The sequence below is a fragment of the Polaribacter litoreus genome (genome assembly GCF_054584775.1).
Genome location: NZ_JBTLRD010000001.1, coordinates 148,948 through 165,277, shown reverse-complemented (window position 1 = coordinate 165,277; position 16,330 = coordinate 148,948). Strand labels below are relative to the sequence as shown.

The window sequence follows — 16,330 nt, the reverse complement described above, 5'->3', positions numbered from 1 at the left end:
AATTATACTTATAAAAATAAAACAATGAAGAAAAGCATTTTACTTTTTGTACTATCAATAATATCAATCCAATTATACTCACAAACAGCAACTTGCGATGGTTCCTTACCATTTGAAGAAAAAGATGGTTTATTAACAATAGAAATGGAATCTGGTATTTTTCCTGCTGATTCAAGTTGGAAATTAGGTAGTGAATCAGATCCTAATTTATCTGGCTCTACTATAGATTATATATATTGGAATGGGGCTCAGTCTTTTAGTTCTTTAACGGGAGCAGCAATAACTTACAATATAAAAATTAATAATCCTGGTACTTACAGATTGGCTTGGCGAGGTAGAATTGGTATGGGGGATTCTGGAGGTGAACATAACGATGCCTGGTTAAAAATTGTTGCAGATGATTTTTATGCTACAAGTCAAAATAGCCCTACTGCTTCACCTGCTTTAGAACCAAAACCGAATTGTACTAATAACCCAGATAGAGATTGTCCTGAAGGTTCTACTACTGGAGGTTTTTTTAAAGCTTTTATGAACAGACATCCAATAAATTCAACTCCTGATAGAAAATGGGGTTTTGTCACAAACACAAACGATGGTAATTCTTTTAGATTTATTTGGGCAACTTTTAATACTGCAGGTAATTATTCGATTATCATTGATGCAAGGTCAAATTTCTTTTTTATGGATAAAATGGTGTTAAGAAGAAGTAATTTGTCAGATTCTAATGCACACAATTTAACCAACCCAGAATCTACATGCTATGATGCTTCTTTATCTACTAAAGATTTTAAAAAAAAAGAAACTAAAATTTACCCCAACCCTACTGCAGGAAAAATAGAAATAAAAAATATCCCTTTAAATTCTAATTTAATTATTACCAATATGTTTGGTGCTGTAGTTAGAAAAATAAAAAGCGATAATACTTCAAAAATGATAGACATTAGTGATTTAACCAATGGTGTTTACTTTATTTCTAATGATGACAAAACCAATCATTTTGTAAAGAAAATTATTAAAATATAATCTTATATTAAAACATCACAGTGCTTACAGTGTTAAAATGCTTTTTAGTCTTATCTCTTACGCTTCTTTTCAGTTGTAAAAAAAAGGAAATCAAAGAGTATAAAAAACCAAACATTCTATTTATTCTTGTAGACGATTTAGGATATCATGATTTAGGGTTTACAGGAAGTCAATTTTACGAAACACCAAATGTAGATCAACTCGCTAATCAAAGTGTAATTTTTACACAAGGCTATGCAGCAAGTAGAGTTTGTAGCCCTTCTAGAGCTAGTATTATGACTGGTAAATTTACTGCACGACATGGAATTACAGATTGGATTGGCGCAAAGACCGGAACAAATTGGCGCAGCAGAAAAAGGTATGACAAATTATTACCTGCAAATTATGTTCAAAATTTACCAAAAGACGATATTACCATTGCAGAAGCTTTAAAAAGCAATGGATACAAAACTTTTTTTGCTGGAAAATGGCACTTAGGTAACAAGGGTTCTTATCCAGAAGATCATGGTTTTGATATCAATAAAGGAGGTTTTCACAGAGGAGGTCCATCAGGTGGATTTTTCTCTCCTTGGCAAAATCCGAAATTAGAAAACAAACAAAAAGGAGAAAATCTTACCATACGTTTAGCCAAAGAAACTGCCAATTTTATCCAACAAAATAAAGATTCAACCTTTTTTGCTTTTTTATCTTTTTATGCAGTGCATGCACCTATACAGACTACAGAAAATAAATGGAAAAAATACAGAAATAAAGCAGACAGTTTGGGTATCGCAAAATCTGGTTATAAAATGGAACGTGTTTTGCCAATTCGTCAAGTACAAGACAATCCTATTTATGGAGGTTTAGTAGAAACCATGGATGATGCTGTAGGAATCGTATTAAAAACTTTAAAAGATAATGGTTTAGATAAAAATACGATTGTTGTTTTTACTTCAGACAATGGTGGTGTGGCTTCTGGAGATAATTTTTCTACAAGTAATTTACCTTTAAGAGGCGGAAAAGGCTATCAATGGGAAGGTGGAATTAGAGAACCATTTTTTATTAAAGTTCCATGGTTAGAAAACAAAGGTTTTGAAACAGATTTCCCTGTTATGCATACCGATTTTTATCCAACGTTTTTAGATTTAGCAGGTATTTCTCTAAAACCAGAACAACACAAAGATGGTATCAGTTTAAAGCCTTTGTTAGAAGTTAAAGAAATCAATACAGATAGACCTTTATTTTGGCACTATCCACATTATGGTAACCAAGGAGGAGAACCATCTTCTATAATTCAACAGAATGGTTGGAAATTAATTCATTATTATGAAGATAATCGTCAAGAATTATTCAAACTTCCTTCAACTGAAAAAGATGAATTGAACGTAGTTGCAGACCATCCAAAATTGGCAAAACAGCTTCATAATAAATTGATGAATTGGTTACAAGAAGTTGGTGCAAAATTTCCGATAAAGGATACAGAATACGATAGTATAAAAGATGCAAAAAGAGATTTTAATATTATCAACCAAAAATTAAAATCCTTAGAAAAAAATAGATTAGAAATACTTTCTAAAGATTTTAAACCCAATGCAAATTGGTGGAAAAGTAAAATTACAAATGATTAATTTTTCTTTTTAGGACCTCTTTTAGGTTCAGGATTTTTTGCAATAAAATCTAATAATATTTTTTTTACATCATCAACAGTTCCTTGTTTTAGACCATTGTTTTTGTTGGCTCCAGTAATCCAATATAAAATCATTCCAGCATCAGAACAATCCCATTTTCCTTTTTGAAATCGAACAACATCATCTACTTCTGCCAATTTACCAAGTGTCCAAATTAATTGAATACGCGAATCTGTATGATTTTTAGCCCAATTCCATTCAGCAATAGGAACCTTTAATTTTATATTTTGATCAGGAATACGAACTTCCTCAACACCAAAATCTAAAATTTGTTGCCAGGTATAAAAATCGCCTGCATTATCATTTGCAGGATGATGTGTAATCACTTTTACATATTTATGCTTTTCTTTCGGTGTTTTTTGTAAAGCCATTCCTATAATGTCAGGTTCACCAGCTTCAACAATCCACAAAGGATTGTCTTTTGTAGAGGTATTTATTGCCCAACATAAATCGTTAATTGTTTCTTCTTTTTGCCAAATTGCATCGTAAAAAGTAAGGTGATTAAAACCGTCCCAAAGTCTAGCAGTCATATCGCAAGCTATTTGCATTAAATGGTGTCTTTCTCTTTCTGCTCTCTCAGAAATACGATCATCTCTAACCAAATCACAACTATGAGAATAATGTACCAATCTATCTTCTAAACCAGCAGATTTTAATAAAGCAATAGTTATGGCTGTACCACCTAAATCATCAGGATCAGGAGAGTTTCCGTCAGCAACTATAGCAATTCTTCCTTTTGGAGGATTGATGGTTTGCGCTGTAATTTGGTATAAAGAAAATAATATTGAAAATGTAATTAAAACACTTTTTTTCATCGTATTGTTTATTTAAATGCTTAAAAATAGCATCATCTTATAATATAAATACCCTGTAGTATCCTGTCATAGAAGTTATTTTATGAATATTATCTTAATAATCGGTACAGTACAAGATACATAAGTTTAACTTATTAAATATTTTGCAACTAAAGATAACAACATAAAACAAATGAACATCAAGCAGTGCTCTTTTCTAATATTCATTACGCTCTTTTTCATAACCAGTTGTAAACAAAAAGAAATAGTTTCTAAGCCACCCAATATTCTTTGGTTAGTAACTGAAGATATGGGGCATTATATTCCTTCCTTTGGAGACTCTACAATAGTTACACCAAACTTAAGCAAATTAGCTAAAGAAGGTGTAATATACCCAAACCTCTACTCTACTTCTGGCGTTTGTGCCCCAAGTAGAGCCGCAATTGCTACAGGAATGTACCCTTCTAGTATTGGCGCAAATCATATGCGAACAACTTCTTATAATGATGTTATTGGCATTCCTAAATATGGAGCTGTTCCTCCACCAGAAGTTAAAATGATTAGTGAATTGATGCGAATGAATGGATATTATTGTACTAATAATTACAAAACAGATTATCAATTTAAACCTCCTGTAACTGCTTGGGATGAAAGTAGTCCTTACGCACATTGGAGAAATAGAAGCAAAGATCAACCGTTTTTTGCGGTGTTTAATTTTACTGAAACTCACGAGTCTGGTTTGTTTGAACCTTATGGTTTTAGAGAAATTGAAACAAGGCATTATCATGCTGGAGATAAATCGTACAATTGGAAAAACAAAGGAAAATCTCATGCTAAAAATAGAATGACAGAAGCAGAAACTACTGTTCATATTCCAAAAGATACTAAATTTAAAGTGCCTCCTTATTTACCAGATACAGATATTGTACAAAGAGATCTTTGGAAACTGTACAACAATATTGCAGAAATGGATAGACAAGTTGGATCTGTTTTAACACAATTAGAAGAAGATGGTTTGCTAGAGAATACTATTATTTTCTTTTACGGTGATCATGGAGGGCCAATGCCTAGAGAAAAAAGATTAATCTATGATTCGGGTTTAAAAACACCAATGATTATTCGTTTTCCTGATAAAAAAAATGCTGGAACAAAAGATGCGCAATTGTTAAGTTTTGTTGATTTTGCACCTACCCTACTCTCTTTGATAAATCAACAACCTAAAAAATACTTTCAAGGTCAACCTTTTTTAGGAAAATACAAATCAAAAGAACGCAATTATATTCACGCTGCTGCAGATCGTTTTGATGGTTTTACTGATGCAATTAGGGCGGTAAAAGACAAGCAGTTTAAATATATTAGAAATTACAGGCCAGAGCAAGGGTATTATCTTCCTATTACTTACAGAGAAAAAATACCAACCATGCAAAATCTATTGATGCTGAAAAAGGAAGGTAAATTAAATGAAAATCAAATGCAATGGTTTAGAAAAACTAAACCTAAAGAAGAGTTATTTGATTGTGTAAATGATCCTTTTGAGCTGAATAATTTAGCTAAGAATCCAAAATACAAAAAAAAGCTGATGGAGCTATCTAATGAAATGGACAGATGGTTATCAGAAATTAAAGACAACCCAAATTTACTCGAAAAAGATTTGGTTGCTAAACTCTGGAATGGTAAAAAATCACAACCTGTAACAGCAGATCCTGTGGTTCAGTTTAGGAATAATAAAGTTATAATTAATTGTAATACTAAAGGAGCCTCTATTGGTTATAAAACCAATCCGAAAGCCAATAATTGGCAAGTATATTCAGCACCTTTTGAAGTAAAATCTACTAAAACGTTACTGGTACAAGCCCATAGAATTGGCTATATACCAAGTAAAACAATTACTACAACAATATCAAAACAAGAATCAGCATCAAAATGAAAAAAATTACTACAATAATAGTACTGGCATTTACAATAGTTAGTTTTTCTCAGATTAAACACGGTTTAAGAGATGAACAAGGTAGACACGTTATACCTAGAGGTTTTGTAATCAATACCAACGATCATAAAGGTGAAGTCTTTTTTAATAGTGATGATTATGCAAGACAAGTTAGAATGGGTGCCAATCATCAAGTTATTCGCTTAGAACTTGGTAAAGTAAGCGAATTTCCTGGAGGAAAAATGGAACCAAAATATTTACAAAAATTAGATTCTTTAGTGGGGCTAGGAAAAAACCATGATATAAAAACAATTTTTAAAATGACAGTTTATGGAGTAGACAAATTTGTTTGGGAAGAGTTTTGGCAAAATAAAAATGATTATCAATACAAAACATATATTAATGCATGGAAAGTTATTTGGAAAAGATTTGCCAATGAACCGTATGTTTTAGGGTATGACATTGTAAATGAACCTAGAAAACTTAAAATGGATATTACTTACAAAGATTTAACGGATAAATATCTAGTGCCTCTATACCAAAGAATTATTGATGAAAGCCATAAAATAAATCCAGAGAAAAAGATTTTATTTCAATCTATTTTTATGAATAAAGGCGAAAAAATTGATAATAATCAATATGCAGAAATTACATCACCTGTAAATCGTAAAAACATCATTTTTGCACCTCATATTTATCAAAGCAATGTAGATTTTATCAAAAAAAACATGGATCGTTTTGATAGAGAATCAGCCATGTTAAAAGCACCAATTTTAATTGGTGAGTGGGGTTTTCCAACCTTTGCAAGAACAGACACTACTTTAGTAGGTAATTGGGGACAATTAAAGTACAGTGAAATGTATATTAGAACTGCTGAGGTTTTTGATAAAATGGGTGTTGGTTCAATTAAAGCTTGGTTTTTAGGCAATAGAACCATGCAAAATTTTCTAAAACCTGGCCCTTCTACTTGGTCTATTTTTAGTGATAAAACAGATGCAGGCACAGTTGAACGTAAATACATTACAGATGTAATTTCAAGACCTTTTCCGCAAGCAATTGCTGGCGATATTCAATCGTTTTTATTCAATTTCGCAAAAAGAGAATTGAGTTTGCATATAAAATCCGACAATAGTAAAGGAGCTTCTAAAATTTTTATTGGAGCAAACCGACATTATCCAGATGGTTTTTCAATCATTATCAATAATGATTTTGTGATGTATTATAATCCATTAAAAAATGTGGGTTTAGAAGTGTATAAAACAACCAAAGATTCTAATCCTGCAGATTTTATTTGGGATACGAAATCTCAAAAATTAATTGTTTTAAAATGGGGTAAAGACAATGCAGAGTATCAGATTAAAATAGTACCAGGACTTCAAAATTATTAAACACTTTAGCTTTTTAACAATGATCAAAAAGAATTTAGTATTACTTTTTTTAAGTATAGCATTTTTATCAAATGCACAAAATGTAAGACATATTGAAACCATAAACGATGCGTGGCATTTTTATAAAGGGAAAATCGATAATCCTTTTTCTGATGATGCATCTCGTATCTGGCAAAAAGTAACCCTCCCCCACTCTTGGAATACACAAGATATTTTAGATGATGAAGATGGCTATTACAGAGGAGAAGGTTGGTATAAAAAAACGATAAAAATCCCTCAAATTTATGATGGTCAACAGGTGTTTTTATTGTTTGAAGGCGCTAATCAAGTTACTTCTCTATTGGTAAATGGTAAAGCTGTAGGTGAAAATCATATTGGTGGCTATACCACATTTGCTAAAAATATTACAACTGCTTTACAAGAAGGTGATAATGAAATTACAATAAAAGTAGATAATGCTCATAATGATGAAATTGTACCTCAATCTGCCGATTTTTCTTTCTATGGAGGTATTTATAGAGATATCCATTTGGTAATTACCAAACCTATTCATTTTGAAGTTGCCAATTTAGGGTCAAATGCAGTATTTATTGCTACTCCTGAGGTTTCTGAAAAAGAAGCAAAAGTTTCTGTAAAATCTAAATTGGTTAGACCCAAAAAAGGAACATATTACGTAAAACAATCTGTAATTGATGCAAAGCATAATTTGATAAAAACTGTAAAAACAAAATCAAAATTTGGTAAAGAGGTGGTTAGTAATTTTTCTGTTGAAAACCCGAATTTATGGTCACCAGATAATCCGTATTTGTACAAATTGGTTACAGAAATTGTAGATAAAAAAGGGATTGTTTACGATAGAGTAGAAAATCCTTTAGGATTTAGATGGTTTAGTTTTGATGCCCACAAAGGATTTTTTATCAACGGAAAATCAACCAAATTAATAGGCACCAATAGGCATCAAGATTTTTATGGAAAAGCAAATGCTGTAAGCGATGAAATTCATCGATTAGACATGAAACTATTAAAAGAAATGGGTATTAATTTTTTACGTATTGCACACTATCCACAAGATCCTGCAATTTTAGAAATGTGCAACAAATATGGATTTATAACAACACTAGAAATTCCATTTGTAAACAAAGCTGCTGCCAACGAAGCTGGCAAACAAAATAGCATTAATATGCTAAAAGAGGCCATTCGTTTTAATTACAATAACCCTGCAATTGTGGCTTGGAATTTAGGAAACGAAACTACAATGAAAGCGCCAGATCAACTTGGTGAAGAATACACAAAACATTTTATAGAAACGCATAAAGTTTTAGCAAAAACCATTAAAGAAGAGGACAAAACAAGATATTCTTACTCCGTATTTTTTAGAGAACCTGCTTATCAAAATAAACTAGGAATTAGAGTAACAGATCTTGTAGGCTACAATAAATATTATGGTTGGTATATAGAAGAGTTAGAAGATGTTGATAAAAATCTACGAAGTTTAGTAAAACGAAGTTTAGCACTTAATCCTGATAAACCGTTTATTTTAAGTGAATATGGTGGAGGTGCTGATCCTAGATTAAGGTCTTACAAACCTACTCGTTTTGATTTTAGTGTTGAGTATCAATTTCTATTACATAAAGCATACATGAAAGCTATTTTAGAAATACCTGAAATTGTAGGAGCAAATGTTTGGAATTATGCTGATTTTCAAGTGGAACATAGAAAAGATGCTGTGCCACACATCAATAACAAAGGTTTGGTATCTGCATCAAGAGTAAAGAAAGATGCGTATTATCTGTATCAAGCTTTATTGAAAAAAACACCTTTTTTAGCAATCGCTTCTAAAGGATGGCATAAAAGAGCAGGAATTGAAGATACTGAAAATGCAAAAGTGGCTACTCAACCCATTACTATTGTAGGAAATGCTGATGATGTAGAATTGTTTATCAATGGAAAATCACTTGGAAAACAAAAATTTGATTTTGCAACTACAACATTTAATGTACCTTTTCAACAAGGGCAAAATTTAATTGAAGTAGTTTCAGAAAAAGAGGGTAAAGTTTTAAAAGATTTTGCGAATATCGAGTTTACACTTCAGCCTAAAAACTTAAAAAGTAAAACCAATCCTTTTAAAGAGATTGCTATAAATATAGGGTCTTATTGTTACTTTATAGAAACCGATAATGTAGATTATTTATGGATGCCAGATAAAGCTTATATAAAAGGGAGTTATGGTTATGTTGGTGGCGAATTGTTAAGAACCAAAACCAGACGAAGAAACAATATTGGTACAGATGTAAGTGTAAAAGGAACAGAAAATGATCCTATTTATCAAACCCAAATTATAGGTTTAGAAGCGTATAAGTTTGATGTTCCAAAAGGCACATATGAGTTGTCTTTGGTTTTGGCAGAACTAAAATCTAAAGGAGAAAATGTGATGGACATTTTAGTAAATGGAAAAAAAATCTGGGAAAATCTAAATCTTAAAAAACAGTATGGAAAAGACAGAGGTGTAACTAAACGCTTTTTAATTGCTGTGGGTGATGAAAACGGAATTACTGTCGATTTTAAATCTTTAAAAGGAAAAACCAGATTAAGTGGAATAAAGCTTAGAAAAGTAAATTAATGCATTGAATATTATATATGAAACTACCATAAAAATTGTTAAAAAATTACGATATAATTAAAAAAAATATAACAAAAACAGTATAGTGCAGGATACTAAAATCTTATAAAAGTTTTTACTTGCAGGTGTATTAACTTATAAATTATAATAAAATGAAAAAACAATTACTTAAATTAACTTTATTAGCTCTTGTAGTGTTCTTTAGTGCATCAACATCACAAGCACAAGCATTATACACTGTAGAAGGCACTTACAAGATTTCAACATCAGGTTTAACGGAAAATCTTTACATGACAATTGATCTAACTAATAATGAAGGTAATGGTCCTTTTGTAGTATGGAAAAAAGAGATAGATGGAGATCATGAATCGCAACTTTTTACCATATTAAATCACAGAACTCCTGCAGACAAAGGGTTGATGGAAATTACAGCAAATATTGATGGCATAGGTATGGTTACCTTATGTACAGCAGATGATTCAACACACCCTGCGATAACGCTTACTGTTAGACCTGGTGAACCTAAAAGTGTAGCATTTGATAATTCAGACCCAAACCCAGATCTATGGACTTATTCTGAAGATTTTTCAGGCTTAGACCAGTTTCAAAGAAGAAAAGCTAAAGTTAATGCAGAGGGTCTTGCTGATACTGCAGGATCTAACCCATCAGATGGAAACAACGCTTTGTTTATAAAAAACACCCAAGGAGGAAATTCAAGATATGGTGTAATACCAGCTGCAGAAGGTGATCTAGTTCAATTTGATGGTGCAGGTATTGATGTAATTCAATATCATCTTGTAGAAGAAGCAGTAGCAAGTGTAAATACATTTGGTATTGATGCATTTACAGTTTCAAATCCTATTAGTAATCAACTGATTGTAAGAGGCGCAACAGCTAAAGTACAAGAACTTTCTTTATATACAGTATTAGGTAATAAAGTTTTATCTAAAAAAGTTAGCAATACTAACGGAGATATTAATGTAGATGTAAATTCTCTTTCAACTGGTTTATATATCTTAAAAATGATTGGTTCTAATGGTGAAAAATTCTCTAAAAAAATAATCAAACAATAAGTTTTATTTAGAAAACAAATAAAATAGTTTAAAACCATTCTACTTTTTTAAAAAGTTAGAATGGTTTTTTTTTAACTAAAACATTAAATTTATGAAAAGATTAGCTTTTAAAATGAAGTTAAATAAAGGGCAAAAAGAAGCTTATACCAAACGTCACAACGAAATTTGGCCAGAACTGAAAAAATTACTTAAAGAAAATGGGGTAAGCGAATATTCTATTTTTTTCGATGAAGAAACCCATACCCTATTTGCTTTTCAAAAAGTAACTGGCTCTAGTGGTTCGCAAGATTTATCATCCAATGAAATTGTAAAAAAATGGTGGGATTTTATGGCTGATATCATGGAAGTAAATCCTGACAACTCCCCTATTTCAGTTCCTTTAGAAGAGGTTTTTTATATGTCCTAATAAACACTGTAAAACGTTTTTTATCAGGACACAACAAGATGCATTTTCCTACTATCAAATTTATCTTTACTTACACTAGTTAAATGAAATTAAATATGAACAAAATTACTTTTAATAAACATAGAATAGCATTGTATTTACTACTTTTAGTTGGTTGCTATTCATTTTCACAAGTTACTTTTGAAAAAGAAGTAAAAATAACAGATTTAGGTCTACATTTTGATGGGGATAAAGTGGGAAGTTCAGCCACAAATACAGGTGATAATGCTCCCTATGATTTTTATTTCGGAAGAAATATTTCTGCTCATGGAGATTGTATAAAAACGTACGGAAAATATGTTTTTATGACTTGGTATAAAGGCGGAAAAGCAGATCGTCATGTAATGCTAACTCGTTATAATACAGAAACAGGTACAAGTGTAGATATAGAGTTTCCTCACAGACATACAGGTTTTCAGAATAAATATTGGATTGGAGAATCTCACAATACAATAGCAATTACAATAAGTCCTTTAGATGGTACTATTCATTTACTATATGACATGCACGCATACAGCAGAACAAGACCTTCTGATGGTGGTTTATCTGATGATTATTTTAGATACAGTTATTCTATAAAGAATGCTGCATCTGTTTCTGATGCTGAATTTACCTTAGATAAGTTTGTAAAAAATAGTTCTAATGGTTATAAACATTTAAGTCTAAATAGTGGGAAACCAGGTTATCCTGATGAAGAATATTCAAAATATGCTGCGTTAACTTATCCACAATTTTTTACAAATGATTTGGGTGATATATTTATGTATATGCGTGAAGGAGGTAATAATAATGGAGCCTATAAATTTTCTAAGTATGATGCAAATACGTCTACTTGGTCAGATTTCACGCATTTTAATGTATTAAATGCTAAAAGTCAATCTGGAATAGATTATAACTGGGGGCTTTATGGTAATATGAAATATGTAAATGGAAAAATAAGAATAGGCTTTCAACGTAGGTTATCTAATAATAACGATAAATACCAATACCAAAACGGAGTTTATTATGCCTATTCTGATAATCAATCAGGAGCTGATGGTTGGAAAAATCATTCAGGAGAATCTTTTTCACTACCGCTTTATGATGCTGATAAGATAAAAGTTATGGAACCTGGCGATTACGTTTCAACAACGCAAACAAGCAAAGTTTACATTGTTGGAGATTTTGATTGGACAGTTACTCAAAATGGAGATGTTCACATTATAAGTAAAGTAAAAGATAACCAAAATAATGTGACCAAATATTTGCATACTTATAAACCTTCTGGCGCTTCAAATTTTATTACTACAGAAGATTTTTCAGGTGGTACTTCTATTTACACTGCAGGAAATGATGTATACATTATAGGTCTTAAAAACAATAGAATTTTTATTCAAAAGACAGAGGGGGGTACAAATAATTTTGAAACGGTTTATCAAGCTTCTTCTGGTAGAACATTCGATCATGGTAGAGTGCATATTGCAAATGGAAAACTATATTATTATTTAATGGAGAAAAAATCGGGTAGTGCTCAGCCTTTATACCTTCAAATAATAGATCTAGGTATTGTAAAAGATCCTTTTAGAGTAAATCTGTCTTCTCCTTTTAATGGTGAAACGTATTATGTAGATGATACAATTCAATTATCGGCAAATGCTATTGATGAAAATGGGAGTATATCTAAAGTTGAATTTAGTGTAAACGGTACTGTAGTTGATGAAGATTTTACAAAACCTTATGCAATAGATTGGACAGTTACCCAAGAAGGTGAATATAATATTAAAGCTGTGGCATATAATGTAGATAATAATGCTGTAACTTCTAATGAAATTACAATTAATGCTGTTCTGTTTGATCCAACAGATTTATCAGATAAAATATATCGACTAAAAAATGTAGCCACAGGTAAATATTTAAAATCATCAGGCCCTAATGTTGTACCTAGCGATTATATAGCTAACGATGATTCTTTAAATTGGAAATTTGTTGACACCAATATAGGAACCTCAGCGTATTACAACATAGATAGTGAAGTTAATGGTGTTTTAAGAGGAGCTGGTTCTGGTGCAGGAAATGCTATTATAAATACAAGTAGAGCTGCACCGAATACAGATGTAGATAAAGTATGGACATCTTACTACATTGAGGCTGAAGATGTATATAGATTTGCAGTAAAAGATGGTAATAATTACCTGTATCATCAAGATGATAATCAGTTTTACAATATGACTTCAGCATCTAATGATGCTAGAAGTAAATGGAAGCTAGAATTAGCAAGTAACACACCACTTAGTGTAGCAGACAATATTGTAAAATCAACTTCGATTAACTTATTTCCTAATCCTACAAAAGGTGAGTTTACACTGCAATTTACAGGGTTTAACAATGCTAAGGTTGTTATATATGATGTTCTAGGAAAATCTATTTATAGTAAAAATACAAATAAGAATCGCATTCAAATAAATAATGATACTAATTTTAAACCAGGTATTTATTTAGTGAAAGTTATTGATGAATTCAGAAATACGTATTTTAAAAGGTTGATCATTGAATAGAAATATAAAGCTTCTGTAAGTTTTTAGAAGTTAAAAGCAACATTTTATTAAAATTATTTAGCTCAAACTAAATTCAGATGAATAAAAAATTAATCTTTAATATTTATACTCTAATATTCGTAAACTTAGTTTACTTAAGTTTAACATCTTGTGAGCAAAATAAAAATCTAGAAAAAGCAATAGATTTAACAATTTCAGAAGGATTTAAAAATCCAATAGGTTTCTACGATTCAATACCAACATTTTCTTGGAAATTACCAGTTTCAGAAAATAATAAAAGTCAATCTGCATATCAAATAGTAGTAGCCAGTAATCCTGATTTATTACCAGATAATGCAGATCTATGGAATTCTAAAAAACAAGAAACAGACCAATCTGTTTGGATTAAATATCAAGGTAAAACATTAGCATCTCGTCAAAAAGCATATTGGCAAGTAAAATATTGGAATCAAGATAATGATGTTTCTAAATGGAGCGATATCAATCATTTTGAATTGGGTTTGTTAGACAATAGCGATTGGAAAGCAAAATGGGTTGGTTTAAATACAGCAAAAGACAGTATTAGAGGAAGAGAAAATGTGTTGATACATAAACCACAATATTTACGCAAAGGTTTTGAACTATCTAATGATGTAGCCTCTGCAAGATTATACATTACAGCAAAAGGCGTTTTTGATGTTTCTATAAACGGAGAAAATGTAAGCGATGACGCCATGTCACCCGGATTTACAACTTACGATAAACGAATAGAAACTTTAACTTACGATGTTTCCAATTTAATAACATCTGGACAAAATACAATAGGTGTAGAGTTGGCTTCTGGCTGGTATTCAGGAAGATTGTTATGGAATGCTACACCTTGGGATAATTCTGTTTCTCCAAAAGTACTATGTCAGTTAGAATTAACCATGAAAGATGGCACTAAAGAAATCATTATTTCTGATGAAACTTGGAAAGGAATAACGAATGGACCGTTACAATTTGCAGAAATTTATGATGGAGAAATTTACAATGCCAACTTAGCAATGCCAAGTTGGACAACCACTAATTTTGATGATAAAAATTGGACAGACGTAGAAGTTGAAAGTCTTGATAACAAGGTAAAACTTGAACCTAAAAGACACACTGCAGTTAAAGCAAAGATAGAATTAACTCCAAAAGAGATTAAAGAAAAAGACGGTGCTATAATTTTTGATTTAAATCAGAATATGGTTGGTGTCCCAAAAGTAAGTGTTCCTATGAAAAAAGGAGATACCTTACGAATTCGTTTTGCAGAAATGTTATCTCCAGATGGTACTTTTTATACCAAAAATTACAGAAGTGCAGGTTCTACAGATTATTATATAGCCAAAGAAAATGGCATCATAAATTATACACCTAAATTTACTTTTCACGGATTTCGTTTTGTAGAATTAAGTGGTTTTGATACTTCAAAAGAACCCACCAAAGATTGGGTTACAGGTATCGTTTTATTTTCAGATTTTGATGATAATGGAACATTTGAAACATCGCACAAAAAATTAAATCAGCTACAAAGCAATATTGTTTGGGGTTTACGTGGTAATTTCTTGGATATTCCAACAGATTGCCCTCAACGAAACGAACGTTTGGGTTGGACAGGAGATGCACAAGTTTTTGGACCAACTTCTATGTTTAATGCAGATGTATATAAGTTTTGGGCCAGTTGGTTGCAAAGTGTTCGAGAAGCGCAATTAGAAGATGGTGCTATTCCTTGGACAGTGCCAGACACCAGAGGTAATAAAATAGCAAGTTCAGGTTGGGGAGATGTAGGTACTATCATCCCTTGGAAAATTTATAGAAGAACAGGTGATGTTGGTTTTTTAGAAGATAATTTTGAAATGATGAAAGCATGGGTGGGCTATCATCAAAAAAAATCTAAAAACAATATTTCTAATATGATGTCTTTTTCAGACTGGTTACAACCTTATCCAGAAAGTGGAAAAAACACAGGAGATACTTCTCGGAATTTAATAGGAACTGCCTTTTTTGCACGCTCAGCGAAATTAACAGCTTTAGCAGCCGAGGTTTTAGGCAAAACAGAAGAACAAGCAAAATACGAAGGTATTTATAAAGAGGTTGCTAGCGCATTTGATAAAAGGTTTTTTGACGAAACTGGAAAAGTAAAAGGAGCTACAGAAACGCAAACGTCTTATTTATTAGCATTGGCATTTGATTTATTACCTGATTCTAAAGTAAAAAACGCCCAAGCCAATCTATTACGTAAATTAAAAGAAGCAGATTATCATTTACGAACAGGTTTTTTAGGAACTCCTTTATTGTCAAAAGTTTTAGATGAAATGGGAGAAATAGATATGGTTTACAAACTAATTTTTAATGAAACCTATCCTTCTTGGTTTTATTCAATCAATCAAGGTGCAACCACTATTTGGGAACGTTGGAATAGCTATAGCAAAACAGAGGGGTACAACCCAATGAGCATGAATAGTTTAAACCACTATGCTTATGGAGCAATTGGTGAGTGGATGTACGAACGTATTGGAGGAATCGCTCCATTAGAAGCGGGTTATAAAACAATAAAAATTGCTCCAGAACCTAGAAAACCATTAACCTCTGCTTCCACAAGTTTAGAAACACCTTATGGCAAAGTTTCTTCTTCTTGGAAGGTTCAAGGAAATGAATTTCAATTGAGTGTTACAATTCCACCAAATACAACAGCAAAGGTTTTTATTTTAGCAAACACTGATAAAGAATTAATGTTAAATAGAGCTAAATTTATAGATAATAACGATGTAAAACTAGTTCATAAAGATGATAAAAAGTTTGAGTTATTAGTGATGCCTGGTAGTTATACATTCACCTCAAAATTGAATTAATTAA

At 31.4% G+C, this 16,330-nt stretch carries 10 protein-coding genes; 9 read left to right on the top strand and 1 reads right to left on the bottom strand.

The features are described 5' to 3' along the window. The first annotated feature begins 24 nt into the window (after positions 1-24). On the top strand, positions 25-1,023 hold the full coding sequence (locus ACW9UN_RS00625) for a T9SS type A sorting domain-containing protein (RefSeq protein ID WP_459483058.1): 999 nt from the start codon (positions 25-27) through the stop codon (positions 1,021-1,023). Between the two features lie 20 nt (positions 1,024-1,043). Then, positions 1,044-2,630 carry a sulfatase gene (locus tag ACW9UN_RS00620; protein WP_459483057.1) on the top strand — a complete coding sequence of 529 codons (1,587 nt, stop codon included), beginning with the start codon at positions 1,044-1,046 and terminating at the stop codon, positions 2,628-2,630. Here ACW9UN_RS00620 and ACW9UN_RS00615 read toward each other — a convergent pair. Then, the gene (locus ACW9UN_RS00615) at positions 2,627-3,505 is read right to left on the bottom strand and encodes a hypothetical protein (protein WP_459483056.1); all 879 of its coding nucleotides are present in this window, start codon (positions 3,503-3,505) and stop codon (positions 2,627-2,629) included. The genes ACW9UN_RS00620 and ACW9UN_RS00615 overlap by 4 nt on opposite strands. A 172-nt stretch (positions 3,506-3,677) precedes the next feature. On the opposite strand from ACW9UN_RS00615, the gene ACW9UN_RS00610 reads away from it, so the two are divergent. The 7 genes from ACW9UN_RS00610 (at position 3,678) to ACW9UN_RS00580 (ending at position 16,326) form a co-directional block, all read left to right on the top strand. Continuing rightward, complete coding sequence (locus ACW9UN_RS00610) at positions 3,678-5,411, top strand: sulfatase family protein (protein ID WP_459483055.1); 1,734 nt, start codon at positions 3,678-3,680, stop codon at positions 5,409-5,411. Beyond that, on the top strand, positions 5,408-6,799 hold the full coding sequence (locus ACW9UN_RS00605; protein ID WP_459483054.1) for a cellulase family glycosylhydrolase: 1,392 nt from the start codon (positions 5,408-5,410) through the stop codon (positions 6,797-6,799). The genes ACW9UN_RS00610 and ACW9UN_RS00605 overlap by 4 nt, the downstream gene beginning before the upstream one ends. Before the next feature lie 19 nt (positions 6,800-6,818). Then, a complete protein-coding gene (locus ACW9UN_RS00600) occupies positions 6,819-9,419 on the top strand; it encodes a glycoside hydrolase family 2 TIM barrel-domain containing protein (RefSeq protein WP_459483053.1) in 2,601 nt (866 codons plus the stop codon). A 152-nt stretch (positions 9,420-9,571) separates the two neighbouring features. After that, positions 9,572-10,492, top strand: coding sequence for a T9SS type A sorting domain-containing protein (locus ACW9UN_RS00595; RefSeq protein WP_459483052.1), 921 nt, complete (start codon positions 9,572-9,574; stop codon positions 10,490-10,492). Positions 10,493-10,583: 91 nt separating this feature from the next. Beyond that, on the top strand, positions 10,584-10,898 hold the full coding sequence (gene rhaM, locus ACW9UN_RS00590) for an L-rhamnose mutarotase (RefSeq protein ID WP_459483051.1): 315 nt from the start codon (positions 10,584-10,586) through the stop codon (positions 10,896-10,898). A gap of 95 nt (positions 10,899-10,993) precedes the next feature. Then, positions 10,994-13,471 carry a T9SS type A sorting domain-containing protein gene (locus ACW9UN_RS00585; RefSeq protein ID WP_459483050.1) on the top strand — a complete coding sequence of 826 codons (2,478 nt, stop codon included), beginning with the start codon at positions 10,994-10,996 and terminating at the stop codon, positions 13,469-13,471. 77 nt (positions 13,472-13,548) lie between these two features. Further along, positions 13,549-16,326, top strand: coding sequence for an alpha-L-rhamnosidase (locus ACW9UN_RS00580; RefSeq protein ID WP_459483049.1), 2,778 nt, complete (start codon positions 13,549-13,551; stop codon positions 16,324-16,326). The last annotated feature ends 4 nt before the right edge of the window (positions 16,327-16,330 follow it).